This is a genomic window from Thalassospira sp. MCCC 1A02491 (assembly GCF_001613785.1).
Taxonomy (GTDB): Bacteria; Pseudomonadota; Alphaproteobacteria; order Rhodospirillales; family Thalassospiraceae; genus Thalassospira; species Thalassospira povalilytica.
This window is the reverse complement of sequence record NZ_LPVX01000002.1, coordinates 37,475-64,428: the sequence shown is the minus strand read 5'-3', so window position 1 is coordinate 64,428 and position 26,954 is coordinate 37,475. Positions and strand designations below refer to the sequence as shown.

Sequence of the window (26,954 nt, the reverse complement as noted above, 5' to 3'; positions counted from 1 at the left end):
TCGCTTACTAGAGTGACGGTCAAAGGAACCGCAAAAACAACAATACATATTAAAAATGCGTTCCCATTATTTTGCATCTGCGAACTAATGGGCGGGAGGATACGCCGGAGATTTACTTTGAATCCCAAAGTAAATAACAGAATCTCTTTGCCTAAACTCCTGAAAATACGCGCAAACGGGAAAACCGTCTCTGCAAAGAGATCAGGAGGAAAAGCATGCAAATTTCAGCAAAACTGCGCATCGCGACCATTGCTGCGGCGACCACCGCATTGATGAGCACCGCGACGCTGTTTGGTGCCAATGCCCAGGAAACCTATCGCATTGGTTATGCCATTTCGAAAACCGGGCCGGGCGCGCCGGGGGCTGCGACCAGCACCACGCCCAACTATGAAATGTGGGTCAAGGAAATCAACGATGCCGGCGGCCTTAAGGTCGGCGACAAACAGATCCCGATCGAAGTCGTCGAATATGATGACCGATCAAGCTCCGAAGAAGCCGTACGTGCGGTTGAACGCCTGATCAACCAGGACAAGGTTGATTTCATCCTGTCGCCCTGGGGCACGGGCATGAACCTTGCCGTTGCGCCGATCCTTGATCGCGCGGGCTATGCCCATCTGGCCGGTACGGCTGTGACCGACAAGGCACCGCAACTGGCTCAGCGCTGGAAAAACTCCTATTGGCTGCTGGGTACCGGTGAACAATATGCTGTCGAAATGGCCGAATTCCTCAAAGGCCTGAAAGACGCCGGCAAAATCAATGACAAGGTCGCCATGATCGCTGTTGCCGACGGCTTTGGCATCGAACTGTCCAAGGCCGGTCGTGCCGCCCTTGAAGATCGCGACTTTGATCTGGTCTATGACAAAACCTATCCGCTGGGCTCCCAGGATCTTGCAACCATCGTCAATGACATCAAATCGCTTGGTGCAGACACCTTTGTTGCCTTCTCCTATCCGCCGGGCACCCTTGGCCTGACCGAACAGTCCCGCGTTCTGGGCTTCAACCCCAAAGTCTTCTATGCCGGTGTCGGTACGGCCTTCCCGCTGTATAAGGACCGCTTTGGCGCAGATGCCGAAGGCGTCGTAAGCCTTGGCGGTGCCAGCGAAAACGACCCGAAGATCGCCGACTACATCAAACGTCACATCGCCTTTGCCGGTCGCGAACCGGATCGCTGGGCATCGATCGTCAACTGGGCATCGCTTCAGTCCCTGCAACAGGCAATCGAACGTGCCGGTTCCACCGACCGCGAAGCTGTGAATGCCGAACTGGCCAAAGGCGGCTTTGACACCATCCTTGGCACCTACAAGCCGGGCGACCAGACCTTCTGGCAGGTCGGTCAGTGGCAGGACGGCAAATTTGTCGGCGTTGCCCCGACCAGCATGGAAGGCGCCCATGAACTTGTCTTCCCGAAACCGGCCTGGAAAGGCGCGAACTGATCGCAGCCTTAAAGGATTGTCGGGGTTTCCGTGTGCGCACAACCGCACGGGAACCCCGATACCTCCCCGTCCGGGACCCGATCCCCCCTTTGGGAAGAAGTGAATGTTAAGCTACGCATTATTATCGGGGATTACGCTTGGCGGCATGTATGCCCTTGTCGCCATGGGTCTGACCCTGCAATACGGTGTTTCGCGCATCATGAATCTCGCCTATGGCGAACTGATGATCGTCGCGTCCTTTATTGCCTTTGTTTTCATGACCGCACTCGGGATCAATCCGATCCTTGGTCTTTTGATCATCATTCCACTCAGCTTCGCGCTGAACTGGGGCATTTATCGCTTTTTGCTGACCCCGCTGGTCGCGCGTGCCAAAAACCGTGGCATGCTTGAAGTTGACAGCATTCTGGCCACCTTCGGCCTGCTGTTCATCGTTCAGGGTGTGCTGCTGGTCTGGTTTGGCGGCAATTATTACAGCTATGATTTCCTTAATGACGCGGTTGACGTGTTTGGCGCGGCCATCGCGGCCAACCGTCTGGTTGCCCTTGGCTTTGCCATTGTCATTGGCCTTGGTTTCTATCTGATCCTGACGCGTACCCGTATTGGCACCGCCCTCCGTGCGGTTGCGGTTGATCCGACATCGGCCCGCCTTGTTGCCATTGATGTCAATTTCGCAGCCTGCTTTGCCTTTGCGCTTGGCGGTGCGGTCGCGGCTGTCGGCGGCGTTCTGGTCAGCATGTTCCTGACCTTTTCGACCTCGATGGGTGTTGTCTTTACCATGAAGGCCCTGATCGTTGTGATCATGGGCGGGGTGGGCAACCTTCTCGGTGCGCTGATTGCCGGTCTGATCCTTGGCATCGCCGAAAGTCTGGTGGCGACCTATATCGATCCGGGCCTGACCATTGCTGTCACCTATGTGATCTTCCTTCTGGTCTTGCTGATCAAACCATCCGGCCTGTTCGGGAGGACCGCATAATGACACCCTTCCTGAAACCCGATTTCATCAGGCCGGTGGCCATCGGTGCCGCAATCTTTGCCGCCCTTGCCTTCCTGCCGTCGCTTGTTGACAGCTATTACATGTCGCTTGCCATCAGTGTCGTCAGCTTCGCCGTGCTTGCCACAGCCTGGTCGATGTTTTCCGGCCCGACGCGCTATATCTCGCTTGCGACTGTCGTGTTCTTTGGCATTGGCGCCTATACGGTGGCAGTCCTCGGTGAAGTCATGGCCTTCCCGCTTGTTCTTCTGTGTGCGGGTCTTGCCGGAACGGTTGTTGCCCTTCTGGTCGGTTTTTCGACCCTGCGACTGGCGGGTGTTTATTTCGTGATCTTCACCTTTGGCCTGACCGAACTGGTCCGTCAGGTTGTCAGCTGGTACGAAGTCAATGTCACCCGTGAAATGGGCCGCTATGTCTTCCTTGATATCACCCAGAATGACATTTACTGGCAGTTGCTGGCCCTGTTTGCCGTATTGCTTCTGACCGGTTTTGTCCTTGGGCGTTCGCGCCTTGGCTTTGCGCTTCGCATCATTGGCGAAGACGAAACCGTCGCCAAGCATTGCGGTATTGATGTTACCCGCGTCAAAGTCGCGCTGTTTGTTCTGTCTGCCCTATTCATGACATTGACCGGCGCCATCATCGCACCGCGCTGGACCTATATCGATCCGGTGATTGCCTTTAACCCGATGCTGTCATTCCAGGTTGTCATCATGGCACTTCTGGGCGGTCCGCGCCGCTTGCTGGGTCCGCTTCTGGGCGTCATTCCGCTGACCCTTCTGTTTGAAGTTCTGACCGCAAGCTTCCCGAACCATTTCAGCATCCTGCTTGGCTGTGTGTTCATGGTGATTGTCTATCTTCTGCCCGGTGGTGTGGTGGGTCTGTATGAAAAATACCGTGCACCGAAAAAGCGCACCCTTTCAACCGACACCGAAACCACCCGCAAATCAGGGGAGAAAACAGCATGAACACCGAAATTCTTCTCTCGATCTCGGGCCTGCATAAGGCATTTGGTGGTCTGATTGCGGTCAATCAGATGCAGTTTGATGTCCATGCCGGTGAAATTGTCGGCCTGCTGGGTCCGAACGGGTCGGGCAAAACCACGGTGATGAACCTGATTTCCGGTGCCCTTCAGGCCAACGAAGGAAAGGTCATCATCAGCGGCAAGGACATCACAAACCTTCCGGCCCACAAGATCAGCCATTCCGGCATTGCGCGCACGTTCCAGCTTGTCCGCGTTCTGCCTGATCTTGATTGCGTGGAAAATATCGAAGCCGGTCTTGCCTATCGCACCAATCCGTTATGGGGGGATGCCGCCCATTCGGCGGCCCTTGAACTTCTGGACCGGATCGGTCTTGCCAAACAGGCCCACACGCCTGCCGGTGATCTGACCTATATCGATCAGAAACGCCTTGAACTGGGCCGTGCCCTTGCCCTTCAGCCCAGGCTTCTTTTGCTTGATGAATGGCTGGCCGGTCTGAACCCGTCCGAACTTCAGGACGGCATTGCCCTGGTCCGTCAGCTCAAGGAAGAAGGCCTGACCATCATCATGGTTGAACATGTGATGGATGCGATCAGAAGCCTGTGCGATCGTTGCGTTGTCATGAATGCCGGGGCCAAGATCGCCGATGGCACGCCTGACGAAGTCCTTTCCGATCCCGAAGTTGTCCGCGCCTATCTGGGAGACAGCCATGCTTGATATCAAAAACCTGTCTGTATCCTATGGCAAACACGCAGCCCTGCGCGATGTATCGCTGACCGTGGATCGCGGTGAAATCGTTGTGATGCTTGGTGCCAACGGTGCGGGCAAAAGCAGCCTGCTCAAAGCCTGTGCCGGCCTTGTCACCGCACAGGATGGGACGCGCATCAATCTTTCCGGGGCGGAGCTTACCGATCTTTCCGCCCACAAAATCGTCGAAGCCGGTCTGGCGCTTGTCCCCGAAGGCCGCGGCATTTTCGGCGAACTGACAGTGCGTGAAAATCTTGAACTCGGGGCCTTTGCCAAACGGGCACGCGCATCGGAAAAACAAAACCTTGATCGGGTGATCGGGCTGTTTCCCAAACTGGCCGAACGTTTGAACCAGGCCGCCCGCACCATGAGCGGCGGCGAACAGCAAATGGTCGCCATTGGCCGTGCGCTGATGTCAAATCCCGATATCTTGCTGCTTGATGAACCCTCCCTTGGTCTGTCACCCATCATGACCGGGGATCTGTTCAAGGCGCTTGCCGCCATTCGTACAACCGGGGTTGGTGTTCTTCTGGTCGAACAGAACGCGCACCAGTCCCTTGCCATATCAGATCGGGGATATCTGATTGAAAACGGGGCCATCACCGGACAAGACAGCGCCCGGGCCCTGCAATCCGACCCTGCTGTGCAAAAGGCCTTCCTTGGCCTTGGGGCGGCATGATGCCGCTTTTCGCCACCTCGCAGCAGTAATTGATAAAGTCAGGAGAAACGTCATGAATGATGTAAAATTGTTGATCGGCAACCAGGATGTGAATGCATCAAACAACCGCACGTTTGAACGCAAAAACCCGGTCACCGGCGAAACCGCAACGGTTGCCGCGGCGGCCAACGCCGCCGATGCCCGCAAGGCCGCCGATGCCGCTGCCGCGGCCTTCCCGGAATGGTCGAAAATGGGTCCGGGTGCCCGTCGCAAGATCCTGCTCAAGGCCGCCGACATCATGGAATCCAAGGGCGACCAGTTCGGCCAGCTTGTCCTTGATGAAACCGGAAGTACCCGCATGTGGGGCGGCTTTAACGCCCATCTTGCGGCCAACATGCTCCGCGAAGCCGGTGCCATGACCACCCAGATCACCGGCGATATCATTCCGTCCGATCATCCGGGCCTGATGGCCATGGGTGTGCGTCAGCCGGTCGGTGTTGTTCTGGGCATTGCACCGTGGAACGCACCGGTCATTCTGGGCACGCGCGCCATTGCCATGCCGCTTGCCTGTGGCAATACCGTGGTGCTCAAGGCGTCCGAACTTTGCCCGGCCCTGCATCGCCTGATCGGTGAATGCCTGGTCGAAGCCGGCGCACCCGAAGGTGTCGTTAACGTTGTCACCAACGCCCCGGAAGATGCCCCGGAAATCGTCGAAACCCTGATTGCCCATCCGGCGGTACGTCGCATCAACTTTACCGGCTCGACCCGTGTTGGCCGCATCATCGCCAAGCTGGGTGCCGAACATCTCAAACCGGTTCTGCTTGAACTGGGCGGCAAGGCCCCGTTCCTCGTTCTTGACGATGCCGACCTTGACGAAGCCGTCAATGGCGCGGCATTCGGCGCCTATATGAACCAGGGCCAGATTTGCATGTCGACCGAACGTCTGATCGTTGACAATGCGGTTGCCGACGAATTCGTTGCCAAACTGGCTGCCAAGGCAAAAACCCTTACCGCTGGCGACCCGGCCAAGGCCGAACACATCCTTGGCGGTGTGGTCAATGTCGAAGCTGTCAATCGCATCGAAGAACTGGTCGAAGACGCGGTTTCCAAGGGTGCCAAACTGGTGGCCGGTTCGGGCAAGGCCAAGGATGGCGTTCTGATGGACGCGACCCTTCTTGATCATGTCACCCCGGCAATGAAAATCTATTCCGAGGAAAGCTTTGGTCCGATCTGTGTCGTCATTCGTGCCGGCAACGAAGACGAAGCCGTTCGCATCGCCAATGACAGCGAATATGGCCTGTCATCTGCGGTCTTCTCGACCAATATTCCGCGTGCCATGGACGTTGCAAAACGCATTGAAAGCGGGATCTGCCACATCAACAGCCCGACCGTTCAGGACGAAGCACAGATGCCGTTTGGCGGCGTGAAATCGTCCGGTTATGGCCGGTTTGGCTCCCAGGCATCGATCGACGAATTCACCGAAATGCGCTGGATCACCATCCAAAGCGGCAAACGCCACTACCCGTTCTAAGCTCACTGGAACTGGAACCGGATGGAACTTCTGTCCGGCTCTCCCGTTCAATCAGCTAACGCAGGGGGGAAGCCTGACTTGCACTGAGTTCCCTTGCAAGTCAGGACCTGTGTGCAGGCCGTCGGACTTTATGTCCGGCGGCCTGTTTTGTTTTGCAGCCGATTGATTTCAATCACTATTTCCTCGCCTTCATCTTCAACTCTCTTTAAGGTGGTATCGAATTGTTTATTTTCTCTTCATATTAGATTTTGAGGACATAATGGAAGCAACCACCAATTCCGCTCCACAAGCGCCAAGCGGCGAAGGCCGCAATCTGGCGAACATTGTTTACATTCTTTATCTGGTCGGCTTTGTGACCGGTCTGACGGCGCTGGCCGGGGTCGTCATGGCCTATATGAACCGCACGACTAGCGACGCGGTTGCCGCCAATCATTTCGAACACCAGATTGCCATTTTCTGGCGCGGCGTGATCATCATGGTCATCAATATCGTGCTTTACATGCTGATTGGCGCATTGAGTTTCATGACGCTTGGCATCGGTGCAATTCTGTATATCGTGCCGCTGGCGCTGGGCATTTACTGGTTCGTCTGGACCCTGATCCGCGTCATCAAGGGGATGAACGCCCTTGGCCGTGGCGAAACATTCACGCCCGGCAGCACCCCGGCCCTCACCACCGCATCAAACCCGCAGCCTGAACGTCAGGAACCCAGCCTTTAAGGCGATGCCAAAATCACCATCAGCATCCTGACCTGAAAAAAGAGGCCGCCCTTAAACAGGACGGCCTCTTTTGCATTTCTCTTTGTCTCTCAGTCTGATCAGCCGCGCAGAACCGCCTGTACCAGCACCTCAAGCGCGCTTGAAAATTTCGACCGGTCTTTCTGGGTAAAGGCCGCATTGCGCCCCTGCTCTCCCGTGACTTCACGCATATGGGCCGCGATCTCGCGCCCGGCCAATGCATTGCCGATATTGGCTTCCGTAAACTCCTGGCCATTGGGCTTTAACACCCGCGCCCCGATCTCAAGCCCGCGTGACGCCAATGGAATGTCATTGGTGACAATCACATCGCGCGCCCGGGCATTCTCGGCGATCCAGTCATCGGCGGCATCGGGTTCGGGCGGCACGATCACGATTTTGATCAACGGATTGCGCGACGGACGAATACCACCATTGGACACCAGGATCATCTCGATCCTGTGCCGCTCAGCCACACGTTCGCATTCCGCCTTTACCGGACAGGCATCGGCATCCACAAACAAACGCGGGCGTGTATTTTGGGTTTGTTCAGACATGGCGCGATCATCGCCGCACGCCCGACAAAGTCAAGTCATCTTGATGACGCCGCTGTTTTGGCATCCGGGTTAACATCGCGGCTGATCAGCAAAATGACCGCCCCGATCGCGGCAAACAGGCATGCCATCAGAACCGTGGTTCGAAAATCATATGCGCTGGCGACAACACCGGTCAGAAGGTTCCCCAACAAGCCGCCAACAAAAAGCGTACTGACATAATATCCGGTGGCGATGCCGGGCTGGTCCTTGGCGAAGTTTTGCACGAATGTCATGCTGATCCCGGCAAATATCCCGTAATAAGCCCCGTCAAGCACCGCCAGCACCAGCACATCAACCAGCGTTCCGGCTTCATGGATCAGGCCAAAGAATATCGCGCCTAGCACGGCCGAGATCAGCATTCCCTTGCGCTCGCCAACCTTTCGGATCAGCTTCGCACAGAAATAAATCACCACCACTTCGACAAGGCATTTCACACTTAGCGCAAACCCCGCCGATGACGCCACCAGCCCAAGCTCGGCCGAAAAATAAAGCGGCATCGCCGATACAAACACCACATTGGCCGCCGCAATGAAAAATACCGGCACACAGGCCTGCAATAGGCCGAAATTGAACGGGACTTTCGCGCCGGATTTCAGGCTGTTCGGGTGATGGGTTTTGAACGCAGATGGCACAATCAGCAAACAAACCACAAACCACACCGCCGCCAGCCCCGAAATCGTGAAATAGGTCGCGGCAAACCCGAACGCCCCGTAAAGCGACAGCGATGCCGCCGGCCCGACCATCCAGCCAAGCGATGTCTGAATGCGCAAAAATCCGTTGAATTTGACCACATCGCGCCCGGTCTGCTCGGCAAACAGACGGCCAAATGAATACATCACCGAAAGCGCCCCGGCCCCGACCCCAAGCAGGATCGACACCAGACACAGATAAACCCAGTAATTACGGATCGCGCCCAGAATGAACATGCCAAGCGCAAAGCAAAGGATGCTGGTGATCAAAAGGATCTTGACCGGAAATCCGCGATCAATGGCACGCCCGAACCCGCGATTGACCAAAAGCGTCACACAGACCTGAACAACCGCCACCATGCTGATTTTCCAGGGCGGCTGACCAAGGCCTTCAACAACATAAAGCCCGGCAAGCGGTGCGGCACTGGACGCACAAAACGCCCCGACCAGAAGCAATCCCAACACCAGTGCCGGGAAACGGTCCAGAACCCCGATCACCGCCCCTGTCCGGGCTGCTGTACTTGTCACTCCGTTCCCGGAATGCCCGTCCTCGCGCATGAAAACACCCCTGTTCGCCCATGGCATCGGGTTTCGTTCTAGCGCGCCGGAACAAAAATCGCGACGGACTTCCGGGACTTGGCAGCAAGATGTCATAAAACCATCACAGGACGGTCCGCCAAATCCCTATGCCAGCCCCCCGACAAAACTTGAAAGCTCGGGCGTTTTCGGGTTGGCGAAAACCTCTTCCGGGTCGCCCGTTTCGTGAATGCGGCCCTGATGCATGAAAACAAGCTTGTCGCACACCTCGCGCGCAAAGCGCATTTCATGGGTCACCATGACAAGGGTCATGCCTTCTTCGGCCAGTTGGCGGACAACCGCCAGCACCTCGTTGACCAGTTCCGGATCAAGTGCTGATGTCACCTCGTCACACAAAAGCACCTTGGGCTTCATGGCAAGGGCGCGCGCAATCGCCACGCGCTGTTGCTGCCCGCCTGAAAGCTGATCGGGGTAATGCATCATCTTGTCGGCAAGCCCGACCTTGGTCAGCATTTCCTCGGCAATTTCGCGGGCTTCGGCCTTGGATTGCTTTTTGACGACCTGCGGGGACAGCATCACATTTTCAAGCGCAGTGTAATGGGGAAACAGATTGAACTGCTGAAACACCATGCCGACCTGAAGCCGAAGGGCCAGCAAATCCGTATCGCGTTCGCTGATTTTCTTGCCCCCCACCATGATGACGCCGTCATCAATCGCCTCAAGCCCGTTGATCGTTCGCAAAAGCGTGCTTTTGCCCGACCCGCTTTTGCCGATCAGGGCAATCACCTGCCCCTCGTCAATCGAAAGATCGATGCCCTTAAGGACTTCCAGCGCGCCAAAGCTTTTATGAATGGCATGCAATTCAACGAGCGACATTGCGGAACTTTCCTTCCAGATGACGGGCAAACAGCGACAGCGGATAACAAATCAGGAAATACATCACCGCGACACAGCCATAGACCGTAAACGGCGCGTAGGTCGCGTTGGTGATCATGGTGCCGGCCTTGGTCAGTTCGACAAAACCGATAATCGATGCCACAGCCGTTCCCTTGACGACCTGGACCGAAAAACCGACCGTTGGCGGAATGGCAATGCGAAGCGCCTGGGGCAAGACGATATAGCGCATCTGCTGGGTGAAATTCATGCCAAGGCTGGCCGATGCTTCCCACTGGCCACGGCCAACCGATTCAACACACCCGCGCCAGATCTCGGTCAGGAACGCACTGGTAAACAGTGTTAACCCGAATGTCGCCGCCACCCAGGGCGATACATCAAGCCCGATCAGCGGCAAGCCAAAGAACACGATGAAAAGCTGCATCAAAAGCGGCGTGCCCTGAAACAGTTCGACATAGCCGCGCACAAACCGCACGACCCACGGGTTGCCCGCCGTGCGCACCATCAAAAGCAACAACCCGACAATCCCGCCAAGAACGAACGCGGTCAGCGACAGCAACACCGTCCAGCGCGCCGCAAGCAGCAGGTTATAAACAATATCCCACAGGGAAAATTCAGACATGACGCCGCCGTTCAAACAGGAAATTGCCCAAAACTTTCAACCCCATCCGAAGCAGGATCGACATCGCAAGATAAAGACCCGTCACCACGAAATAGACTTCAAAGGCGCGGAAATTGATCGCCTGAATATAGTTCGCCCCGAATGTCAGCTCCTCGGCTGCAATTTGCGAACAGACCGACGATCCCAGCATCACAATCACGATCTGGCTTGAAAGGGCCGGCCAGATTTTCTTGAGTGCCGGAAGCAAAACCACATAACGAAAAATCTGCACCCGGTTCATGGCAAGGCTTTGGGCCGCCTCGATCTGGCCTTGCGGAATGGCAAGGATACCCGCCCGGATGATTTCGGTGGAATAGGCCCCGAGATTGACGATCATCGCCAATACGGCGGCCTGAAATTCGGAAAGCTTCACGCCAAGGGCCGGAAGCCCGAAAAAGATGAAAAACAGCTGCACCAGAAACGGGGTGTTGCGGATCAGTTCGACATAGACACCGACAATCTGGCTGATCACCGGGGCGCGCGACGCCCGCGCCCACGCCCCCATGATCCCCAATCCGACGCCGACAACAGCACCGATCACTGTCAATTCTGTCGTCAGGATCATCCCGTCGACCAGAAGTTCCCAATGCGGCACGATCGCGCCAAAGTCGAATTTATATGCCATTGATCTGCAACGATCCCGTCAGGTGTGGCTTGAAATTGCTCAGAGCTTTTCCGGAAGCGGAATGCCAAGCCACTTTTCGGCAATCGCATTCAAACGGCCATCGGCCATGGATGCGGCAATGATCTCGTTGACCTTGGCCATGAATTCCGGCTCGTCCTTGTTCAGACCGACATAGCAGGGCGAGTTTTTGATCAGGAATTTCGGTTCCGGCTTGCGCGGCGGGTTGCGCTCAATGATCGCAGCGGCGGTAACGTTGCCGGTTGCAATCAGATCAACCTGCCCCGAAAGGAATGCCGAAATCGTGCCGTTATTGTCTTCATAGCGTTTGATATCGACATCAGCCGGCGCAATCTTGGTCAGTTCAAGATCCTCGATCGCCCCGCGGGTCACACCGACCGACATGCCCGAAAGGTCATCGGCCTTCTCGACCGAAAAATCAGCAGGCCCGAAAACGCCGTTATAGAACGGGGCATAAGGTGCGCTGAAATCGATCACCTTTTCACGGTCCGGGTTTTTGCCAAGGCTGGAAATCACCAGATCGACCTTGCCGGTGGTCAGGTACGGAATGCGGTTGGCCGACGTCACCGGCACCAGTTCAAGTTTGACGCCAAGATCTTCGGCGATCAGGGCGGCCATATCAATGTCATAGCCCTTGGGCTGCATGTCAGTACCAACCGATCCGAATGGCGGGAAATCCTGTGGGACCGCAACCTTGAGAACCCCGGCCTCGGCAATGCTGTCAAGCGCGCCTGCTGACGCTGCACCAAGCGGCGCGGTCAGGATCGCAACGGCCGCAATCGCGGTTTTGAAAAACTGTTTCATAAGCCTCTACCCGTCTGTCTGTGATTTTCTGGATTTGCTTATGCACTATTTTTAACCTGATACTGACGCTGCACATTTTTTGATCTTTTGTCTATGAATAATTTTTTCTTCAGCGTAAATTCAATATCAGATCAATCCTAAACCCCGAAAAACCGGCCACTTTCGAATATCAAAAACTATTAAACTGGTCTGACCAGCAACAGGAACAACAGATGGCACGCAGCGAAACCGCCCCGGAACGCGCCGCGCGGGACATACGAAATCTGATTAAAAACAATGATCTGAAAGCAGGTGACTCGTTACCGGCCCAACGTGTTCTGGCAACCGAACTGGGCATCAGCCGCACCAGCCTGCGCGAAGCCCTGGCCACCCTCGAAGCTTTGGGGATGGTCCATATTCATGCTGGCAAGGGTGTATACATTGCCGATCGTCACCATCAGACACCCCTTGATCAGGACCGCAACCGCCAGGCCGGTCAGGTCTATCAGTTCCGACTGGCAATCGAACCTTATGTGGCGGGTCTGGCCGCACAAATGCGCAGCAAGGATCATCTTGACGCCCTTGAAACCAGCATCACCGACATGCGCACCGCGCTTGAACAGGACGACCTGATTGCCGCGGCCATGGCTGATACAGACTTTCATGAGATATTGCTGCTGGCATCGGGCAACCCGATGTTTGCCAAGGCCATGCACCCTGCGGCCCAAACCATCCATGAAAACCAGATGCTGCCCTTTGCCAATGCCAAGGCGATTGCCGCCCCGCTGGCCGAACATGAACAGGTTTTGCGCTATGTCCGCGAACACAACCCGTCTGGCGCCCGCGACGCCATGCATTTCCATGTTCTCAGTGCCGCGACCCGGGCCAAGATCGCCTTTTTGCGCCCCTGATCCGAATTCCGGGCAAAACAAAACCCCCACCCGCTTGCGCAGATGGGGGTTTCATTAACGCGGTGCCCTTCACAAGGAAGGACAAACCGAATTAGGCAGCCGACAGGTCGTCAGCCGAAACGCGACCCGAACGGGAATCGGTGCGCAGTTCGTAGTTGATTTTGTCGCCTTCCTGCGGGTGGCCCATGCCAGCGCGCTCAACAGCGCTGATGTGCAGGAATACGTCATTTCCGCCTTCGTCCGGCTGAATGAAACCAAAACCTTTAGTTGCGTTGAACCATTTAACGGTACCAGTTGCCATCTTTAGATCTCCTATCGAGTATTGAGTGGCGTTACGACACGCCCCGACTGGGCGCGCCTATTTTGGATCGACAATCAGATCAGGCGCGGTCGCGTCTTCTCTGATTGTTCGAAGATGTGTTGCGGCCACCACCCCCTGGCTGCCCGCCAGATTGTGGGCCACGTGGATTGCGATTGCGGTTCGCACCGCCGCGCTTGCCTTGCGGTTTGGCATTGCGGGCACCATTGCCCCCGTTGCCTTTCGCGCGGCGTTCCTCGGTACTGCCCATAAAGGAAAGACCGGAAGAAATTGAATTGTCGCCCTGTGCACGGTCGCGGCGGTTTCCATCGGAATCAACGCGCTTGACCGGGCGCTTGCGCCCATCGGACGAACCGGCATTGCCTGCCGGGCCGTTCCCGCGACCGTTGGCCGGGCCGGATTTGATCCCGCCCTTGTAACGGCTTCTGGATTTTTCGAGTGCCGGGCTCACCTCAGCCTGTGCGGCATTGGCATTGCCTTCCCCGTCACGACGTTGCGACGACTGGCGCGCCGGGCGATCATTGGAACGCTCCGGACGGTTACCGGCGGCTGCACGGTTTGCCTCGCCATCACGGCGGCCATTGCCACCCTGACCACGACCGCCATTACCGTTGCCGTTGCCACGACCATTACCACGGGCCTGACCATTCGGTCCACGCCCCTGTCCCCGGCCCTGAGAACGCCCCTGACCACCACCATTTGCACGGCGGCCACGGTTGGCTTCACGCGCTTCTGCCGATTGCGCTTCCTGTTCGGCAGCAGCTTCGGCATCGCGGCGATCAATCACCGGGATCGACTGGCGGGTGGTTTTTTCGATATCGCGCAAAAGACCGCGTTCTTCTTCGTCACAGAACGCAATCGCCGTACCGCTGGCACCGCCACGGGCCGTACGGCCAATACGGTGCACATAACTTTCCGGAACGTTGGGAAGCTCGAAATTCACGACATGGGTCACGCCATCAACGTCAATACCGCGTGCTGCGATATCGGTTGCGACAAGCACACCGATCTGACCATCCTTGAATGCGTTCAGGGCGCGCTCGCGCTGGTTCTGGCTTTTATTGCCATGAATGGCAGCTGCACTGATTTTATTGGCTTCAAGATGACGGGCCACACGGTCTGCACCGCGCTTGGTGCGCGTAAAGACCAGGGTCCGCTTGAAGACCGGATTATCAAGAAGCTCTGCCAGAAGCTGACGCTTGCGGGTGCGCTCGATCAGATAAACCGACTGATCAACACGTTCCTGGGTGGTTGCAACCGGGGTCACGGAAACCTTGACCGGATCGGAAAGCATATCCCCGGCAAGCTGACCGATCTGGGTCGGCATGGTCGCCGAGAAGAACAGGTTCTGACGGTCACGCGGCAACATCTTGATGATGCGCTTGATCGGCGGCAAGAAGCCAAGATCAAGCATATGGTCGGCTTCATCAAGCACAACCACATCAACATGCTTAAGCGTCAGCTTGCCACTATCAACATGGTCAAGAAGACGGCCCGGTGTCGCCACCAGAACTTCGATGCCCGGCGTAATCGCCTTGATCTGCGGTCCATGGGCAACACCGCCCACAACCACAGCCACACGGACATTCAGGAAACGGCCATAGGCACGGAAACTGTCACCGATCTGTGCGGCAAGCTCGCGCGTCGGCGCAAGCACCAGCACACGGCAGGCACCTTTGGGTGTACGGCCTTCGGTTTTGGAAAGTCGATCAAGAATCGGCAACGCGAATGCTGCCGTCTTGCCGGTACCGGTCTGGGCGATACCAAGCAGGTCCTTACCTTCAAGCAGGGACGGGATGGACTGCGCCTGAATGGGTGTCGGCGCGTCATAGCCTTCTTGCGCCAATGCGCGAAGGACCGGCTCGGCCAGGCCGAGTTCGGAAAACTGGGTCAAATAAGGGTAACTCGTAAATTAGAGGCTGCAGACAGCTGGGACAACGCCCGGTGAAATGTAGTAATCAGGTCTGCGCCTTGCAGTTCAGGAAGTACCCGCGTAGCTGGACACTTCAATGCGTTCTTAGGTCAACCACTCAACAGTGGGGGATTTCAGTCCCCTCTACGCTTCTGGAGCGATCAAATTTCTGCGACACCATGCGCAGAGTTTGCCCGGCTTGTCAAACGCCATATTTGTGACAGCCCCGCGTTTTACGCAAACAGGCCCGGCAGAATTGCGCGCCAGACCTTCGAAACTCCCCCGTGACGTAGGGACAAACTTGCCACTCTTTCTGATTAGCCCTTCCCCAACACCGGCTCATTCTTTGCAAACGTATTTTCCCTATGCCAATCAATTGCTTCCTTCAAAGGGAGATAGCGAAATGGTTGGCGAATCTGCTTGCCCTCATGCGCAATCAATAAATCACTGATCGCTTCATCATGCCGGGCCAATTTGCGCAATCGTGGATCAAGCTCGATCTCGAAGTCACCGCCAAGCGTCCAATAACCTTCATCAAACGCCTTATGATGATTGCGGCACAAAGACAGTCCGTTGTCGGGCCTTAGTCTGAAAGTTTCGTCTTGGTGATGCGGCTTAATATGCGCCGCCTCTAACAACCGCACGAACTTCAAGCCGCATACACAGCATTGAAAATGATAGCCCGATAAAACCGCTCGCCTAAAGAATCCTTGATTGAGCCGCTCTTCCCGAACCCGCATAACGCTTGTAGGACGCCCCGATATGTCGAATCCGATTTGCTGGTCTTGCATCCCGTCTTGAACATTATCTTCAGGATTTGCAGAAGGCAGGGAAAGAGACCGATATTCAATTCTATCGACGGCCCGTTCAATATCATCAATGACTCGCGCAGGCTGATTGTGAAAGCGCGCCATCAACGCTCTGTCAGCAGCGCTCACATTCTTTAACCCACCACGATCAAGTGTCGGGTCCAAGCTTGCAAAATTGCCAAGCTTCATGGCGATTGAACCTGGCGTGCGGTCTAAAACCTGCGCCAACTCAATCACATTCTTGTTTCGCGCGTGGAATTGACCAAAGTCGAGCTCAAAATACAGCTTTAAAGCAGCGTATCGCTCTTCATCGGTCCACTTTTTATTCGCCAACAGTATTTCTCCTAACCCTCTGGAAACGATAGATCTTCCCAGAGGGTTAGAAAACAGAAAATATCAATAGGCCGAACACGGGTTCGCGGCACCGCACGGATTGTATGCGGCACAAGGGTTGGCCGCAGCACAAGGATTGCTTGCCGGTGCACACGGCGCGGCAGCACATGGGTTATAGGCAGCACACGGGTTGGCTGCACATGGACTGCACGGGCTTGCCGCACAGGGGTTTGCCGCCCCGCAGGGATTATAGGCTGCGCACGGGTTATAGCCCGCCCCACAGGGATTGGCACCACACGGGCTTGCGGCACATGGATTAGCCGCCGCACACGGATTGTACCCTGCCCCGCACGGGTTCGCGCCGCAGGGGTTTGCCGCACACGGGTTCGCTGCACAGGGGTTGTAGCCCGCCCCACACGGATTGGCACCACAGGGATTCGCGCCACACGGATTGGCGGCACACGGATTTCCCGCGCACGGGTTTGCCCCGGCGGCCGGGCGCTTGGCCGGGGCCGGATTGGCGATTGCCGGGACATTGGCCGTATGGGTGTAATGATCAAGGGCAACCGCACCGGTCGCCGCCAAGAAGACCGCACCGAAAAGAAGTGTGTTTTTCTCGCTCATTTCCGGAATCCATCCAATCCAAATGCCGGACGCAGCGCAATGCCGACCCAACTGCCCGCAAAGGCCAGAACAAACCACAGCCAGCCATGCACGCTGCCCGATGCGATCCCGCTAAAGAACGCACCGATATTGCAACCAAATGCCAGACGCGCGCCATAGCCCATCAAAAGCCCGCCAATTGCCGCCGCCAGAAGCGACGCCATCGGCACCGATACCTTGGGCGCGAATTTTCCGGCAAGGGCCGCGGCAAAGGCCGCACCGATCACGATGCCGAAATTCATCACCGAGGTATTATCTTCCAGAACCGAATTGCCTAGCGCCTTGGCAGGCCCCGCCCAGTTCCAGAATTCCCAGGTTTCAACCGGAATACCAATGCCCTGGGCGATCTTTGCCCCCCAAAGGCCAAAGCCGAACGTAATCGACCACGGGTGACCGGCAATCAGAAGGGTCGCGATATTAAGCCCTGCCAACAGCAACCCGGTCCAGACCAGCGGCCAGGGACCATGGAACAGGCGCGCCAGACCGACACGCGGCGCCTTGGGCGTTGCTTCAAGCGAACCATGGGCACGCTTTTCGACAATCACCGTCATCAGCGCGACAAGCGCCAGACCGCCAAAGGTCACGGCAAGGCCGCCCGCAACACCAAATTCACGACCGACACTCATCGGCGGCAAGGATGGCAGTTCCAGCCACATCGGCAAGTGCGCCGTTCCGATCACCGCCCCGATGATAAAGAAGGTCAGCGTCAGCAACATGCGCGCACTGCCGCCACCAACCGTAAACAGGGTGCCCGAACCGCATCCACCACCAAGCTGCATGCCAAGACCAAACATGAAGGCCCCGACCAGCACCGATGTACCCACCGGTGCCACCGCCCCGACAATCGGATTGCCAAGCGGGCTTCCCAGCGCCAGCATCGGAATAAAGGCCGCGGCCGCAACCCCGATCATCAAAAGCTGGGCCCTCATCGCCCGTCCGCGTTTCTCGACCGAAAAACGCCGCCAGCCGCCGGTAAAACCGAATGATGCATGATAAAGTGAAATGCCCAGCAATCCGCCAAGACCGTAAAGCACGGCCTGATGCAGATCCACCGCCTGGGCAATGGCAATGCCGACCACAACAAACAGAACCGCGGTAATCGCCGCCGGTCCCTTGTCAAAGTCAAAGCCCGGGACGTCCGGGCGGGCCTTAAGTGTCGTTTCTGACATGGTGACGCTCAGTAACGTTAAAGGAAATCTGTCGGGTCAAAGCCCACGAACACGAACGGAACCGGGGCAAACCCGATTCCGTCCAAAATGTCTGTGCCATCAGGGCTGATATGAATTCCGGAATTATTCCGAAACAACCATTTCACGGTTCGGATCAGCAGCCCATTCGGTCATGGAACCATCATACATCGCGGTGTTCTTGTTGCCCATCACTTCGGACAGGCCGAACCATGCGACCGACGCCCAGTGACCGGTATTGCAATAGGTGATTTCCTTGGCATCCTTGGCGACACCGGCATCCGAAACCAGCGATTCAATCACGTCCGATGCAACAAATGCACCGTCCTGATCGCTATAGAATTCCGACTGCGAAATGTTCTTTGCACCCGGAACCGCACCGGCACGGGCGACTACGCCGCTTTTGGTTTCGCCCTTGAACTGTGATTCCGGACGGGCATCAATCAGCGCAACACCGTTTTCACGTGCCTTGGCAACGTCTTCTGCCGTGGCAAGAAGTTCCGGACGGAAATTGACATTGAACGCAACCGCATCAGGTGCGACCGCATCGGTCGAAACCGCCTTGCCTGCGGCAAGCCATGCGCGCTGGCCACCATCAAGAATGGTTACCGCATCATGGCCCAGAACCTTGAAGGTCCAATAAACACGGGTTGCAGCCCCGAAGTCCGAGCTGTTCTGACCGGCCGGGACAACCACGACCTGTTTGTCATTATCGATGCCAAGCGACCCGATGCGCTTTGAAATCACGTCCAAAGGCGGCAACATGCCGACAACATCATTGACCTTGGCACGCCAGCCGAACTTGCCATAAGGCGCATAAACCGATCCCGGAATGTGACCGGCGTCATAGGGGCTGCCTTCCTTGGTCATCGAACGGATATCAACAACCACCAGCGACGGATTATCGAGGTTTGCTTCAACCCAGTTGGCATCAACCAGCGGCTTTTCCGTCAGGCGCTCGGCCTGGGCAGCATTTCCAGCAAAGGCAAATGCCACCACTGCAACAGCAGAAAGAATGAGAGAGCGCATGGGGCCTGTCTCCATATGTCGAAAAATTCATGAAACTGTGAAAGAGATGTAATCACCCACAGAAAAATGTCAATATTTCAATTAATACACTATTTTTTTGTTTAAAATTATCAAGCCGGGTAATGGACGGGAACCGCGCAAGGTTTCCCCACTACAGTTTCAATTTGGATCGGATCGTTTTGGTCGTGTTTGGTGCATTGTTTGGCAAGCCACCGCGCGCAAGGGTGATGCGGGGCACCGTTCAAGCGACGGAACGCCGTAAAACATCGCCAAACCGAACCCTGCGGGCCGGACATTCCAAACAGATTGTTCTAGGCTACCGGACGCAGGTTATTCAGATACCGGGCAAACTCGCGGGCAAAAGCATCCTGGGTTTCCCGGGTGCGCAAGGCTGGCGGGCGGGTCAAAAACCCGTGCAGGGAGGCGATGACAAATTCCGCCACCGCCGATGGTTCGATATCTGTTCGCACGGTTTTGTTGAATTGCGCCTTGCCGATCTGCGATGCCAGGCCACGCCGCCAATAGCGGTAAACACCGTCAATCCGTTTGCGCAATCCTTCGTCAAGTTCGCCTGCCCCCGATGCCAACCGTGCCAGCGGGCAGCCGCCTTCAAGCAGTTCGGGCGCATCATGACGGCCAAGCCGGTCGACCTGCCCCATCATCACCGGCAGGATATCATCCACATCTTCAAGCTCGGCAAGCCACACCTGATCGACATAGCCCGGCAGGCATTCCTCGATCACCGCATTGACCAGTTTGGCCTTGCCGGAAAAATGATGATACAGCGCCCCTTTGGTACAGCCGCTGACATCCAGGATATTGGCAATCGATGCCCCGCCAAAACCGGCCCGGCGGATTTCGCCAAACGCCGCATCAAGAAGTTTCTGACGGGTCAGATCGGGATCGCGCACCCGCTTGGGCACAAGTGCGCCTTCTGACAGCGCGTCGACCTCCATGCTTTCATCCACCTCAAGCGTCCCGTCATCATATTGATCATCCGCACGGGTGATCCGCGAAAGTGCCGCTGTGATGCTGAATGGTTCTTTGGTCATTGCGCCAATCTGAAAATGACTGCTGAAACGAAATTATTGATAAGTTTCAGGTTCCTCTCTTTTCGCGCACTGGTCAACCTGACTACCTGTATATTGCATGCGCTGTGTGACATGATCGATGACGCAGCCCCTTGCAATTCAATGCAAAGCATACTCTATTGTTGGAAATGCTCGTTTATGGGCGCGCCCCAATTACCCGTCGGACATGCAGATGCAGCTTGATTCCATCGCCTTTGTCGCGGCCGAGACCAAAATCGCACAGGATGCGATGTATCGGCTGAAACATCGTTATGGCCACATTGCGCCCGATAAGGCCGATGTGATTGTCGCCCTTGGCGGGGACGGCTTCATGCTTGAAACCCTGCACCGCTATATGGGCCGGAAAGTTCCGATCTATGGCATGAACCGCGGCACGGTCGGTTTTCTGATGAATGAATTCCGCGAGATGGATCTGATTGATCGCATCACCGAAGCCCAGACCGTCGAACTTCACCCCCTTCAGATGGAAGCCCACACGGTTTCCGGCGAAAGCATGTGCGCGCTTGCGATCAACGAAGTTTCCCTTTTGCGTGAAACCCGTCAGGCCGCCAAACTGCGCATCAAGGTTGACGGGGTTGAACGTCTGGCCGAACTGGTTTGTGATGGCGCACTTGTTTGCACCCCTGCGGGCAGCACGGCCTATAACCTGTCGGCCCATGGTCCGATCCTGCCGATGGGCAGTGGTTTGCTGGCCTTAACACCCATAAGCCCGTTTCGCCCGCGTCGCTGGCGCGGGGCGTTGCTGCCGCACGGGGCCGAAGTTGTCTTTACCATCGAAAACCCGGAAAAACGCCCGGTTTCTGCCGTGGCCGACTATACCGAGGTCCGCGATGTGTCCCATGTGAAGATCCGCGAAGATCGCAACATGAAGATCAAATTGCTGTTTGATCCCGAACATAATCTCGAAGAGCGTATCCTTAAGGAACAATTCGTCGAATGACCACCGCCGCACTTGCACCGTCACAAGACACCATCGACTGGTGCCGCAAACTGATTGCCCACCCGTCGGTCAGCATGACCCCGAACATGGCCCTGATCGAAGAAGTCAAAGCCTTCCTTGACGGGCTGGGCTATGAAACCCTTGTTGTTCGCGATGACAGCAACACCAAGGCCAATCTCTATGCAACCATCGGTCCGGCCGTGAATGGCGGCGTGATCCTGTCAGGTCACAGCGACGTGGTCCCGACCGAAGGCCAGAACTGGGCATCCGATCCCTATGACATCGATATCCGCGACGGCAAACTTTATGGCCGCGGATCATGCGACATGAAGGGGTTCCTCGCCTGTTTGCTGGCCAAGGCCGAGACTTTCAAAAACGCAGATCTGCGCGTGCCGATCCATCTGGCCTTTACCTATGACGAGGAAGTCGGATGCCTTGGCGTGCCTAGCCTGGTCGAGGCGATCAACAACCTGCCCCACAAACCCGCCATGTGCATTGTTGGTGAACCGACCGAGATGAAGGTCATCACCCAGCATAAGGGCAAATATTCCGCCCGTGCCCATTTCACTGGCCGGTCGGGGCATTCATCGCTTCCGGGCGAAGGTGTTAACGCTGTTGAGTTCGCCTCGGAATTTGTGGTCTTCCTGCGCAAGTTGGGTCGTCAATGCCGCGATGAAGGCCCGCATGACGATGAATTCACCCCCAATCACACCACCTTCCATACCGGCGTGATCAAGGGCGGCACCCAGCTGAACATCATTCCGCAAAACTGCTTTGTCGATTTCGAATTCCGCAATCTGCCCAATGATGATCGCGACGCGCTTAAGGCGAGGATTTTCGATTATCTCGACAATACGTTGATCCCGGAAATGCGCGAAACCTATGACGATGTCGGGGTCGAGATCGAAGTCATTTCCGACATGCCCGGTCTTGCCACCGGCGATGACGAGGAAGTCACCAAACTGGTCATGGCGCTGACCGGTGCCAACACGACGGGCAAGGTCAGCTTTGGCACCGAAGCCGGCGTCTTTTCCGCCATGGGTGATATTCCGACCGTGGTTTGTGGTCCGGGCAATATCGAACAGGCCCACAAACCTGACGAGTTCATCGAACTTGATCAGTTGGGCCGCTGCGAAGTGTTTCTCGATAAATTGTTGGCCGTTCTGGTCAAATAACCGCCCAGATCACCGCACGAAAACCAAAAGGGCTGCGAATTTCGCAGCCCTTTGTCGTTTGGCACATTATTGCTGAATCAAACCAGATTGGCTTCAAAGAATTCCGCCGTGCGCGCATTTGCCGTATTGGCATCGGCCTCGTCATAATGGGCCCCGCCCTTGCGCGCAAAGGCGTGATCGCGCCCCGGATAGATATGAAGCTCGGTCAGCGGATGATCGCCAAGTGCTTCCTTGATCACGTCCTGGGCCTCGGCCGGGATATATTCATCATTGCCCGCCAGATGCACGATCAGCGGCTTTTTGATGTTATCGGCTTCATTCATGTAATTATTCATGCCACCACCGTAATAGGCGGCAAAGGCATCGCCATCGGTCCGCGTGGCCGACAGGAAGGTCAGCAATCCGCCAAGGCAGAAACCAACAACCCCGACCTTGCCATTGGCCCCTTCGATCCCGCGCGCGGCCTTCATGGTTGCGGCAATGTCTTCAACGCCCTTATCGACATCAAATGCCTGATAATAGCCAAATGCCTGCTTCCATTCTTCTTCGGTCTGATCGGTGATATCAATCCCCGGCTCGATCCGCCAGAACAGGTCCGGACATACCGCGATATAGCCCTGCTTGGCATAATCATCGGCAATGCCGCGCATCACCGCATTGACGCCAAAAATTTCCTGGATCACCACAACAACCGGTGCCGGAAGTTTCGTCGGCATCGCCACATAGGCCTCGAAATTCCCGTCCGGGGTGCTCACAGCAAGCCTTGTCATCGCAATCAACCTCCTTGTTTTGATCTTTGTGCCCAATCAGTTATGCCCTGATTGTGACATCACAAGGTCGCAGGATCAAAAAACCGGCTTCATGGATACAAACGCCACCGCGTTTCAGGAATGCGACCCGTTGAATTCGGCGGCCATGTGATGAAGCTCGTGCCACAGGCTGTCGGCAAAGCTGCGCAGGACCGTGATTTCAAAACTGTCGCGATCAAGGCGCGTGACCATCGCCCCGATATGCCCGATCTGGGTCATCGCCGATTGCCCGATGCCAAAGATACCTTCATCAAGGTCAATCATCACCCCCTTGGCCAGAACATCACATACCCGCGCCCCCGTAAGGCGCAACCGCACCCGGCCATGGGTCTGATCCGAAAGGGCAAATTCGGCCGGAAGCTGCCCGGCGATTTCGCCAAACCGGCCTTGCGACACATCATTTTCCCCGACCCAGAACCACTGACCGGGCGACAATACCCGAAGCTCCCCGCCCAGATCCGGCGCAATCGCATCCAGCACCTTTTGAAGCTGCTGCTGACGGGTCTGATCGATTGTTCCTGTCGCCTGCCCCAGAACATGAAAGACAAAGCCCGTTCTGACCGGCGCAATATGGATGGCGGCATGCGCCTGCCCGTCCGGCATGGTGGCAAAGGGCGATACGTTATTTAACGGAAAATCACGCATGGAGCTTCTCATTCTCTGGATCGACAAAGGCCGGGTTGCACAGGATGCCGGTAATGCTGGTCCCGGCCAGACCGTTCCAGATGACGACTTCCTCGCCATACCGTTCCGGCCCGCCTTTCACCAGCGCCAGGCCAATCGCATGACCAAGGTTTGGCGAATAACACATCGACGTCACATAGCCCTGATCATTGGCAAGGCTGACCTCATCCCCGATTTTCAGGATATGCGACCCGGTGGCGAATTTATCCGCCGGTGATTTCGGCTTGATCCCGACAAGTGCCGGGCGCATCGGGTCCTTAAGCCCTTCGCGCATATTCATCACCCGGCCAATGAAATCATCCTTTTTGGCCGACACCATCCGCCCCATGCCAAGATCGGCCGGCGTCACCGTGCCATTAATCTCGGCATGGGTGACATGACCCTTTTCAATCCGCATGACGCCAAGCGCCTCGGTGCCATAGGGCGCAATACCAAATTCCTTGCCCGCCACCATGATGGCATCGGCAACGCTTTCGCCATATCCGGCCGGAACCGCGATTTCATAGGCAAGCTCGCCCGAGAACGAAATTCGGAACAACCGCCCGGACAACCGCCCGCCAAACATCGAAACGTCACGCGCTGCCAGGAACGGGAAGGCATCATTTGAAATATCGTCATCAATGATTTTGGCCAGAACATCACGCGCCCGTGGCCCGGCAATGGCCATCTGCGCCCATTGATCGGTCGCCGACGCCAGCCGCACATCAAGATCGGGCCACAACACCTGCGCACAGAACTCAAGATGGGTCAGAACACCGGCGGCAAGGGCGGTTGTGGTGGTCATGAAGTAATGATTTTCGGCCAAACAACTGGTCGTGCCGTCATCATACACAAAGCCATCCTCGCGCAGCATGATGCCATAGCGCGCCTTGCCGACCGGCAATTTAAGGAAGGCATTGCAATAAACCCGGTTCAGGAATTCTGCCGCATCCGCACCAAAAATCTCGATCTTGCCAAGGGTCGAAACATCGCAAATCCCGACATTTTCGCGCACATTCATGACTTCGCGATCGACACTGTCGCGCCAGAATGTCTCGCCGTCTTTCGGGAACCAGCTTGATCTGTACCAAAGCCCGGTTTCAACAAATTTCGCCCCGTTGCGTTCGGCCCAGCCATGCAGCGGCGATTTGCGCACCGGCTGGAATTCAAACCCCTTTGATGCGCCAACAAGTGCGCCAAACGACACCGGCGTATAGAACGGACGGAATGTCGTGGTGCCGATCGCACCGGGCGACACACCCTTGTTTTGGGCAAGAATGCCAATCGCATTCACATTTGATGTCTTGCCCTGATCGGTCGCCATGCCGTTGGTGGTATAGCGCTTGGCAAGTTCAACGTGGTCATATCCTTCGCGCATCGCAAGATTGATATCACCCGCTGTCACATCGTTCTGATAATCAACAAATGCCTTGCCCTTGCAAGATGGCACCGACCAGATCGCAACCGTACCCTGCGTAATATCATCGGCTGTTTGCGTATCGGGCAAACCTGCTGGCGCGGCATTTAATCCAAGCGCATTCAACACCGAAACTGCGGCCGTCGCCCCGGCGACAAAGCACGACGCGATCCCGGCCTTTCCGGCAACCGCCCCGGCGGGCACCATGCCATCGCAATTTTCGGGTGGCATGAAACCGACATGTTCATCCGACCAGACCGGCCTTGCCCCGCGATGACAGGCCAGATGCACAATCGGGCTATAACCGCCCGAAACCGCCAGCGCATCGACCGAAATCACTTCATCACGGCCATCATCATGACGCACGGCAATTGATTTGATCGCCTTGCGCCCCGCCGTATCACGAACCATCGCCCCTGCAATCAGGCGTGCCTTGCCGCCATAATCGATATCGGGGCATTTGCGCGGATCAATGATCGCTGCGACCTCGATCCCCCGGGCTTCAAGATCCCGCGCCGTCTGATAGGCCTGATTGTTATTGGCAAAAAGCGCAACCCGCTTGCCCGGTGCGACACCAAACGCATTAAGGTAGGTCCGCATCGCCCCCGCCGTCATCACGCCGGGCCGGTCATTGCCGCCAAACACAATCGGGCGTTCTTCGGCCCCGGTGGCCAGAATGACCTGCTTGGCAACAATCCGCCAAAGCCGTTCCATCGCCCGGTCGGGATTGATCGCCGCGTCAGACAGATGCTTTTGCACCCGTTCAACCGCGGCAAAGACCTGATCGTCATAGGCCCCGAAAACGGTGGTGCGTTTTTTCACCTCGACATTGGGCAGGGCATGCAATTCCCCCACCATATCGGCCAGAACCGCATCGGCGGGTTTATTGCCGATCATCCCGCCTTCGGCCAGCATGCCGCCGCCAAGCTGCGCGCCCTCATCGGCAATGATCACCCGTGCGCCTGCCCGACCCGCCGTCAGCGCCGCGGCAAGCCCGGCCGGACCGGCCCCGATCACCAGAACATCGCAATGCGCCCAGCATTTTTCATAAGACCCCGGATCGGGATCATAGCTTGCCCGGCCAAGACCGGCGGCCTTGCGGATCAGCGGTTCATAAACTTTTTCCCAGAATGCCGCGGGCCACATAAATGTCTTGTAATAGAACCCTGCCCCCAAAAGCGGCCCCAAAAGACCATTCATCGCCCCGATATCAAAATCGACATTCGGCCAACAATTCTGTGATCGGGCCTCCAGCCCGTCAAACAGTTCCGCCATGGTCGCCCGCGTGTTGGGATCACGCCGCCCGTCGCGCCCGATGGTCAAAAGTGCATTGGGTTCTGCCGCCCCGGCGGTCAGGATGCCGCGCGGGCGGTGATATTTGAAACTGCGCCCGACCAATTGTTTGCCATTGGCAAGCAAGGCCGATGCAACCGTATCCCCGCCAAAACCGCGCAGTTTCTCGCCGTTAAAGGTGAATTCACGCACATCATCACGGTCAATCAGCGTACCGCCATCAATCCGGAAACTGGTCATGCCCGGCCCTCCGATTTCAGGGTACTGGCATCGACCACATCACCGGTTTCATGGGTCACCGTATTGCGATCCAGCACCAGCCAGCGACGACATCCCCCCGAATGGTGCCAATATTCCCGATGCTGCCCGCGCGGGTTATCGCGCAGATAGACATGATCAAACCACACGCTTTCATCCGCACCGGCGGCTGGACGCGGGGTTGGCACTTCGCCACGGATGGTAAATTCCTCACGGGGGCGAAGACCGCAATGGGGACATTTGACAAGACTGCTCATTTCCAAATTCCTT

General features: G+C 56.5%; 27 protein-coding genes. 10 read left to right on the top strand and 17 right to left on the bottom strand.

Going from position 1 to position 26,954, the window contains the following annotated elements; all coding sequences use genetic code 11:
* The first annotated feature begins 215 nt into the window (after nt 1-215).
* From AUQ42_RS00880 to AUQ42_RS00850, 7 genes are all read left to right on the top strand, one after another.
* On the top strand, nt 216-1,433 hold the full coding sequence (locus AUQ42_RS00880; RefSeq protein WP_082817652.1) for an amino acid ABC transporter substrate-binding protein: 1,218 nt from the start codon (nt 216-218) through the stop codon (nt 1,431-1,433).
* 103 nt (nt 1,434-1,536) lie between these two features.
* The gene (locus tag AUQ42_RS00875; RefSeq protein WP_068517069.1) at nt 1,537-2,406 is read left to right on the top strand and encodes a branched-chain amino acid ABC transporter permease; all 870 of its coding nucleotides are present in this window, start codon (nt 1,537-1,539) and stop codon (nt 2,404-2,406) included.
* Nucleotides 2,406-3,389 (top strand): branched-chain amino acid ABC transporter permease, encoded by a 984-nt coding sequence (locus AUQ42_RS15840; RefSeq protein WP_082817651.1) that lies wholly within the window; start codon nt 2,406-2,408, stop codon nt 3,387-3,389. Before AUQ42_RS00875 ends, AUQ42_RS15840 begins: the two co-directional genes overlap by 1 nt.
* Complete coding sequence (locus AUQ42_RS15835) at nt 3,386-4,120, top strand: ABC transporter ATP-binding protein (RefSeq protein WP_068517068.1); 735 nt, start codon at nt 3,386-3,388, stop codon at nt 4,118-4,120. The genes AUQ42_RS15840 and AUQ42_RS15835 overlap by 4 nt, the downstream gene beginning before the upstream one ends.
* Nucleotides 4,113-4,829 (top strand): ABC transporter ATP-binding protein, encoded by a 717-nt coding sequence (locus AUQ42_RS00860; protein ID WP_068517067.1) that lies wholly within the window; start codon nt 4,113-4,115, stop codon nt 4,827-4,829. The genes AUQ42_RS15835 and AUQ42_RS00860 overlap by 8 nt, the downstream gene beginning before the upstream one ends.
* 52 nt (nt 4,830-4,881) lie before the next feature.
* Nucleotides 4,882-6,339 (top strand): aldehyde dehydrogenase, encoded by a 1,458-nt coding sequence (locus AUQ42_RS00855; RefSeq protein ID WP_068517066.1) that lies wholly within the window; start codon nt 4,882-4,884, stop codon nt 6,337-6,339.
* Nucleotides 6,340-6,598: 259 nt separating this feature from the next.
* Nucleotides 6,599-7,057 (top strand): hypothetical protein, encoded by a 459-nt coding sequence (locus tag AUQ42_RS00850; RefSeq protein WP_068517065.1) that lies wholly within the window; start codon nt 6,599-6,601, stop codon nt 7,055-7,057.
* A gap of 98 nt (nt 7,058-7,155) precedes the next feature.
* Here the strand turns inward: AUQ42_RS00850 and AUQ42_RS00845 are convergent, their stop codons facing one another.
* From AUQ42_RS00845 to AUQ42_RS00820, 6 genes are all read right to left on the bottom strand, one after another.
* Nucleotides 7,156-7,629, bottom strand: a complete 474-nt coding sequence (locus AUQ42_RS00845; protein WP_068517064.1) for a YaiI/YqxD family protein — start codon at nt 7,627-7,629, stop codon at nt 7,156-7,158.
* Nucleotides 7,630-7,664: 35 nt separating this feature from the next.
* Nucleotides 7,665-8,915, bottom strand: coding sequence for an MFS transporter (locus tag AUQ42_RS00840; RefSeq protein WP_068517063.1), 1,251 nt, complete (start codon nt 8,913-8,915; stop codon nt 7,665-7,667).
* Between the two features lie 126 nt (nt 8,916-9,041).
* A complete protein-coding gene (locus tag AUQ42_RS00835) occupies nt 9,042-9,770 on the bottom strand; it encodes an amino acid ABC transporter ATP-binding protein (protein WP_068517062.1) in 729 nt (242 codons plus the stop codon).
* Nucleotides 9,757-10,410, bottom strand: a complete 654-nt coding sequence (locus AUQ42_RS00830; protein WP_068517061.1) for an amino acid ABC transporter permease — start codon at nt 10,408-10,410, stop codon at nt 9,757-9,759. Before AUQ42_RS00830 ends, AUQ42_RS00835 begins: the two co-directional genes overlap by 14 nt.
* On the bottom strand, nt 10,403-11,074 hold the full coding sequence (locus AUQ42_RS00825) for an amino acid ABC transporter permease (RefSeq protein WP_068517060.1): 672 nt from the start codon (nt 11,072-11,074) through the stop codon (nt 10,403-10,405). Before AUQ42_RS00825 ends, AUQ42_RS00830 begins: the two co-directional genes overlap by 8 nt.
* Before the next feature lie 39 nt (nt 11,075-11,113).
* The gene (locus AUQ42_RS00820) at nt 11,114-11,896 is read right to left on the bottom strand and encodes a transporter substrate-binding domain-containing protein (protein WP_068517059.1); all 783 of its coding nucleotides are present in this window, start codon (nt 11,894-11,896) and stop codon (nt 11,114-11,116) included.
* Nucleotides 11,897-12,108: 212 nt separating this feature from the next.
* Between AUQ42_RS00820 and AUQ42_RS00815 the strand changes: the two genes are divergently transcribed.
* Complete coding sequence (locus AUQ42_RS00815) at nt 12,109-12,786, top strand: FadR/GntR family transcriptional regulator (protein WP_068517058.1); 678 nt, start codon at nt 12,109-12,111, stop codon at nt 12,784-12,786.
* Nucleotides 12,787-12,877: 91 nt separating this feature from the next.
* On the opposite strand, the gene AUQ42_RS00810 is transcribed toward AUQ42_RS00815, so the two are convergent.
* The 7 genes from AUQ42_RS00810 to AUQ42_RS00780 form a co-directional block, all read right to left on the bottom strand.
* Complete coding sequence (locus tag AUQ42_RS00810) at nt 12,878-13,087, bottom strand: cold-shock protein (RefSeq protein WP_068517057.1); 210 nt, start codon at nt 13,085-13,087, stop codon at nt 12,878-12,880.
* Between the two features lie 79 nt (nt 13,088-13,166).
* Nucleotides 13,167-14,999: a DEAD/DEAH box helicase gene (locus tag AUQ42_RS00805; protein ID WP_068517056.1), complete on the bottom strand. Its 1,833-nt coding sequence runs from the start codon at nt 14,997-14,999 to the stop codon at nt 13,167-13,169.
* Between the two features lie 335 nt (nt 15,000-15,334).
* Nucleotides 15,335-16,159: an HNH endonuclease gene (locus AUQ42_RS00800; RefSeq protein ID WP_068517055.1), complete on the bottom strand. Its 825-nt coding sequence runs from the start codon at nt 16,157-16,159 to the stop codon at nt 15,335-15,337.
* Nucleotides 16,160-16,222: 63 nt separating this feature from the next.
* Nucleotides 16,223-16,783, bottom strand: coding sequence for a hypothetical protein (locus AUQ42_RS15830; RefSeq protein ID WP_197460752.1), 561 nt, complete (start codon nt 16,781-16,783; stop codon nt 16,223-16,225).
* Nucleotides 16,780-17,991, bottom strand: a complete 1,212-nt coding sequence (locus AUQ42_RS00790) for a YeeE/YedE family protein (RefSeq protein ID WP_068517054.1) — start codon at nt 17,989-17,991, stop codon at nt 16,780-16,782. Before AUQ42_RS00790 ends, AUQ42_RS15830 begins: the two co-directional genes overlap by 4 nt.
* A 123-nt stretch (nt 17,992-18,114) precedes the next feature.
* Nucleotides 18,115-19,038 carry a sulfurtransferase gene (locus tag AUQ42_RS00785; RefSeq protein ID WP_068517053.1) on the bottom strand — a complete coding sequence of 308 codons (924 nt, stop codon included), beginning with the start codon at nt 19,036-19,038 and terminating at the stop codon, nt 18,115-18,117.
* A 311-nt stretch (nt 19,039-19,349) separates the two neighbouring features.
* Nucleotides 19,350-20,090 (bottom strand): TetR/AcrR family transcriptional regulator, encoded by a 741-nt coding sequence (locus AUQ42_RS00780; RefSeq protein ID WP_068517052.1) that lies wholly within the window; start codon nt 20,088-20,090, stop codon nt 19,350-19,352.
* A gap of 211 nt (nt 20,091-20,301) precedes the next feature.
* Here AUQ42_RS00780 and AUQ42_RS00775 point away from each other — a divergent pair, with 211 nt between their 5' ends.
* Nucleotides 20,302-21,069 (top strand): NAD kinase, encoded by a 768-nt coding sequence (locus tag AUQ42_RS00775; protein ID WP_068517051.1) that lies wholly within the window; start codon nt 20,302-20,304, stop codon nt 21,067-21,069.
* On the top strand, nt 21,066-22,244 hold the full coding sequence (gene argE, locus AUQ42_RS00770; protein WP_068517050.1) for an acetylornithine deacetylase: 1,179 nt from the start codon (nt 21,066-21,068) through the stop codon (nt 22,242-22,244). Before AUQ42_RS00775 ends, argE begins: the two co-directional genes overlap by 4 nt.
* A gap of 77 nt (nt 22,245-22,321) precedes the next feature.
* On the opposite strand, the gene AUQ42_RS00765 is transcribed toward argE, so the two are convergent.
* The 4 genes from AUQ42_RS00765 to AUQ42_RS00750 form a co-directional block, all read right to left on the bottom strand.
* Nucleotides 22,322-23,014, bottom strand: coding sequence for a dienelactone hydrolase family protein (locus AUQ42_RS00765; RefSeq protein ID WP_068517163.1), 693 nt, complete (start codon nt 23,012-23,014; stop codon nt 22,322-22,324).
* Nucleotides 23,015-23,128: 114 nt separating this feature from the next.
* Nucleotides 23,129-23,698, bottom strand: a complete 570-nt coding sequence (locus AUQ42_RS00760; protein WP_068517049.1) for a sarcosine oxidase subunit gamma — start codon at nt 23,696-23,698, stop codon at nt 23,129-23,131.
* Entirely contained in the window at nt 23,691-26,666 is a 2,976-nt protein-coding gene (locus AUQ42_RS00755) for a sarcosine oxidase subunit alpha family protein (RefSeq protein WP_068517048.1), read from the bottom strand. Before AUQ42_RS00755 ends, AUQ42_RS00760 begins: the two co-directional genes overlap by 8 nt.
* Nucleotides 26,663-26,941 carry a sarcosine oxidase subunit delta gene (locus AUQ42_RS00750; protein ID WP_068517047.1) on the bottom strand — a complete coding sequence of 93 codons (279 nt, stop codon included), beginning with the start codon at nt 26,939-26,941 and terminating at the stop codon, nt 26,663-26,665. Before AUQ42_RS00750 ends, AUQ42_RS00755 begins: the two co-directional genes overlap by 4 nt.
* Nucleotides 26,942-26,954: the final 13 nt, after the last annotated feature.

What these genes read in the sequence shown, in the direction of transcription:
- AUQ42_RS15840 (WP_082817651.1), top strand. Translation starts at nt 2,406, where the DNA reads ATGACACCCTTCCTGAAACCCGATTTCATCAGGCCGGTGGCCATCGGT.
- AUQ42_RS00835 (WP_068517062.1), bottom strand. Translation starts at nt 9,770, where the DNA reads ATGTCGCTCGTTGAATTGCATGCCATTCATAAAAGCTTTGGCGCGCTG.
- AUQ42_RS00840 (WP_068517063.1), bottom strand. Translation starts at nt 8,915, where the DNA reads ATGCGCGAGGACGGGCATTCCGGGAACGGAGTGACAAGTACAGCAGCC.
- AUQ42_RS00780 (WP_068517052.1), bottom strand. Translation starts at nt 20,090, where the DNA reads ATGACCAAAGAACCATTCAGCATCACAGCGGCACTTTCGCGGATCACC.
- AUQ42_RS00855 (WP_068517066.1), top strand. Translation starts at nt 4,882, where the DNA reads ATGAATGATGTAAAATTGTTGATCGGCAACCAGGATGTGAATGCATCA.
- AUQ42_RS00820 (WP_068517059.1), bottom strand. Translation starts at nt 11,896, where the DNA reads ATGAAACAGTTTTTCAAAACCGCGATTGCGGCCGTTGCGATCCTGACC.
- AUQ42_RS00760 (WP_068517049.1), bottom strand. Translation starts at nt 23,698, where the DNA reads ATGCGTGATTTTCCGTTAAATAACGTATCGCCCTTTGCCACCATGCCG.
- AUQ42_RS00825 (WP_068517060.1), bottom strand. Translation starts at nt 11,074, where the DNA reads ATGGCATATAAATTCGACTTTGGCGCGATCGTGCCGCATTGGGAACTT.
- AUQ42_RS15835 (WP_068517068.1), top strand. Translation starts at nt 3,386, where the DNA reads ATGAACACCGAAATTCTTCTCTCGATCTCGGGCCTGCATAAGGCATTT.
- AUQ42_RS00845 (WP_068517064.1), bottom strand. Translation starts at nt 7,629, where the DNA reads ATGTCTGAACAAACCCAAAATACACGCCCGCGTTTGTTTGTGGATGCC.
- AUQ42_RS00815 (WP_068517058.1), top strand. Translation starts at nt 12,109, where the DNA reads ATGGCACGCAGCGAAACCGCCCCGGAACGCGCCGCGCGGGACATACGA.
- AUQ42_RS00750 (WP_068517047.1), bottom strand. Translation starts at nt 26,941, where the DNA reads ATGAGCAGTCTTGTCAAATGTCCCCATTGCGGTCTTCGCCCCCGTGAG.
- AUQ42_RS15830 (WP_197460752.1), bottom strand. Translation starts at nt 16,783, where the DNA reads ATGAGCGAGAAAAACACACTTCTTTTCGGTGCGGTCTTCTTGGCGGCG.
- AUQ42_RS00785 (WP_068517053.1), bottom strand. Translation starts at nt 19,038, where the DNA reads ATGCGCTCTCTCATTCTTTCTGCTGTTGCAGTGGTGGCATTTGCCTTT.
- AUQ42_RS00875 (WP_068517069.1), top strand. Translation starts at nt 1,537, where the DNA reads ATGTTAAGCTACGCATTATTATCGGGGATTACGCTTGGCGGCATGTAT.
- AUQ42_RS00775 (WP_068517051.1), top strand. Translation starts at nt 20,302, where the DNA reads ATGCAGCTTGATTCCATCGCCTTTGTCGCGGCCGAGACCAAAATCGCA.
- AUQ42_RS00765 (WP_068517163.1), bottom strand. Translation starts at nt 23,014, where the DNA reads ATGACAAGGCTTGCTGTGAGCACCCCGGACGGGAATTTCGAGGCCTAT.
- AUQ42_RS00790 (WP_068517054.1), bottom strand. Translation starts at nt 17,991, where the DNA reads ATGTCAGAAACGACACTTAAGGCCCGCCCGGACGTCCCGGGCTTTGAC.
- AUQ42_RS00850 (WP_068517065.1), top strand. Translation starts at nt 6,599, where the DNA reads ATGGAAGCAACCACCAATTCCGCTCCACAAGCGCCAAGCGGCGAAGGC.
- AUQ42_RS00810 (WP_068517057.1), bottom strand. Translation starts at nt 13,087, where the DNA reads ATGGCAACTGGTACCGTTAAATGGTTCAACGCAACTAAAGGTTTTGGT.
- AUQ42_RS00880 (WP_082817652.1), top strand. Translation starts at nt 216, where the DNA reads ATGCAAATTTCAGCAAAACTGCGCATCGCGACCATTGCTGCGGCGACC.
- argE (WP_068517050.1), top strand. Translation starts at nt 21,066, where the DNA reads ATGACCACCGCCGCACTTGCACCGTCACAAGACACCATCGACTGGTGC.
- AUQ42_RS00830 (WP_068517061.1), bottom strand. Translation starts at nt 10,410, where the DNA reads ATGTCTGAATTTTCCCTGTGGGATATTGTTTATAACCTGCTGCTTGCG.
- AUQ42_RS00860 (WP_068517067.1), top strand. Translation starts at nt 4,113, where the DNA reads ATGCTTGATATCAAAAACCTGTCTGTATCCTATGGCAAACACGCAGCC.
- AUQ42_RS00755 (WP_068517048.1), bottom strand. Translation starts at nt 26,666, where the DNA reads ATGACCAGTTTCCGGATTGATGGCGGTACGCTGATTGACCGTGATGAT.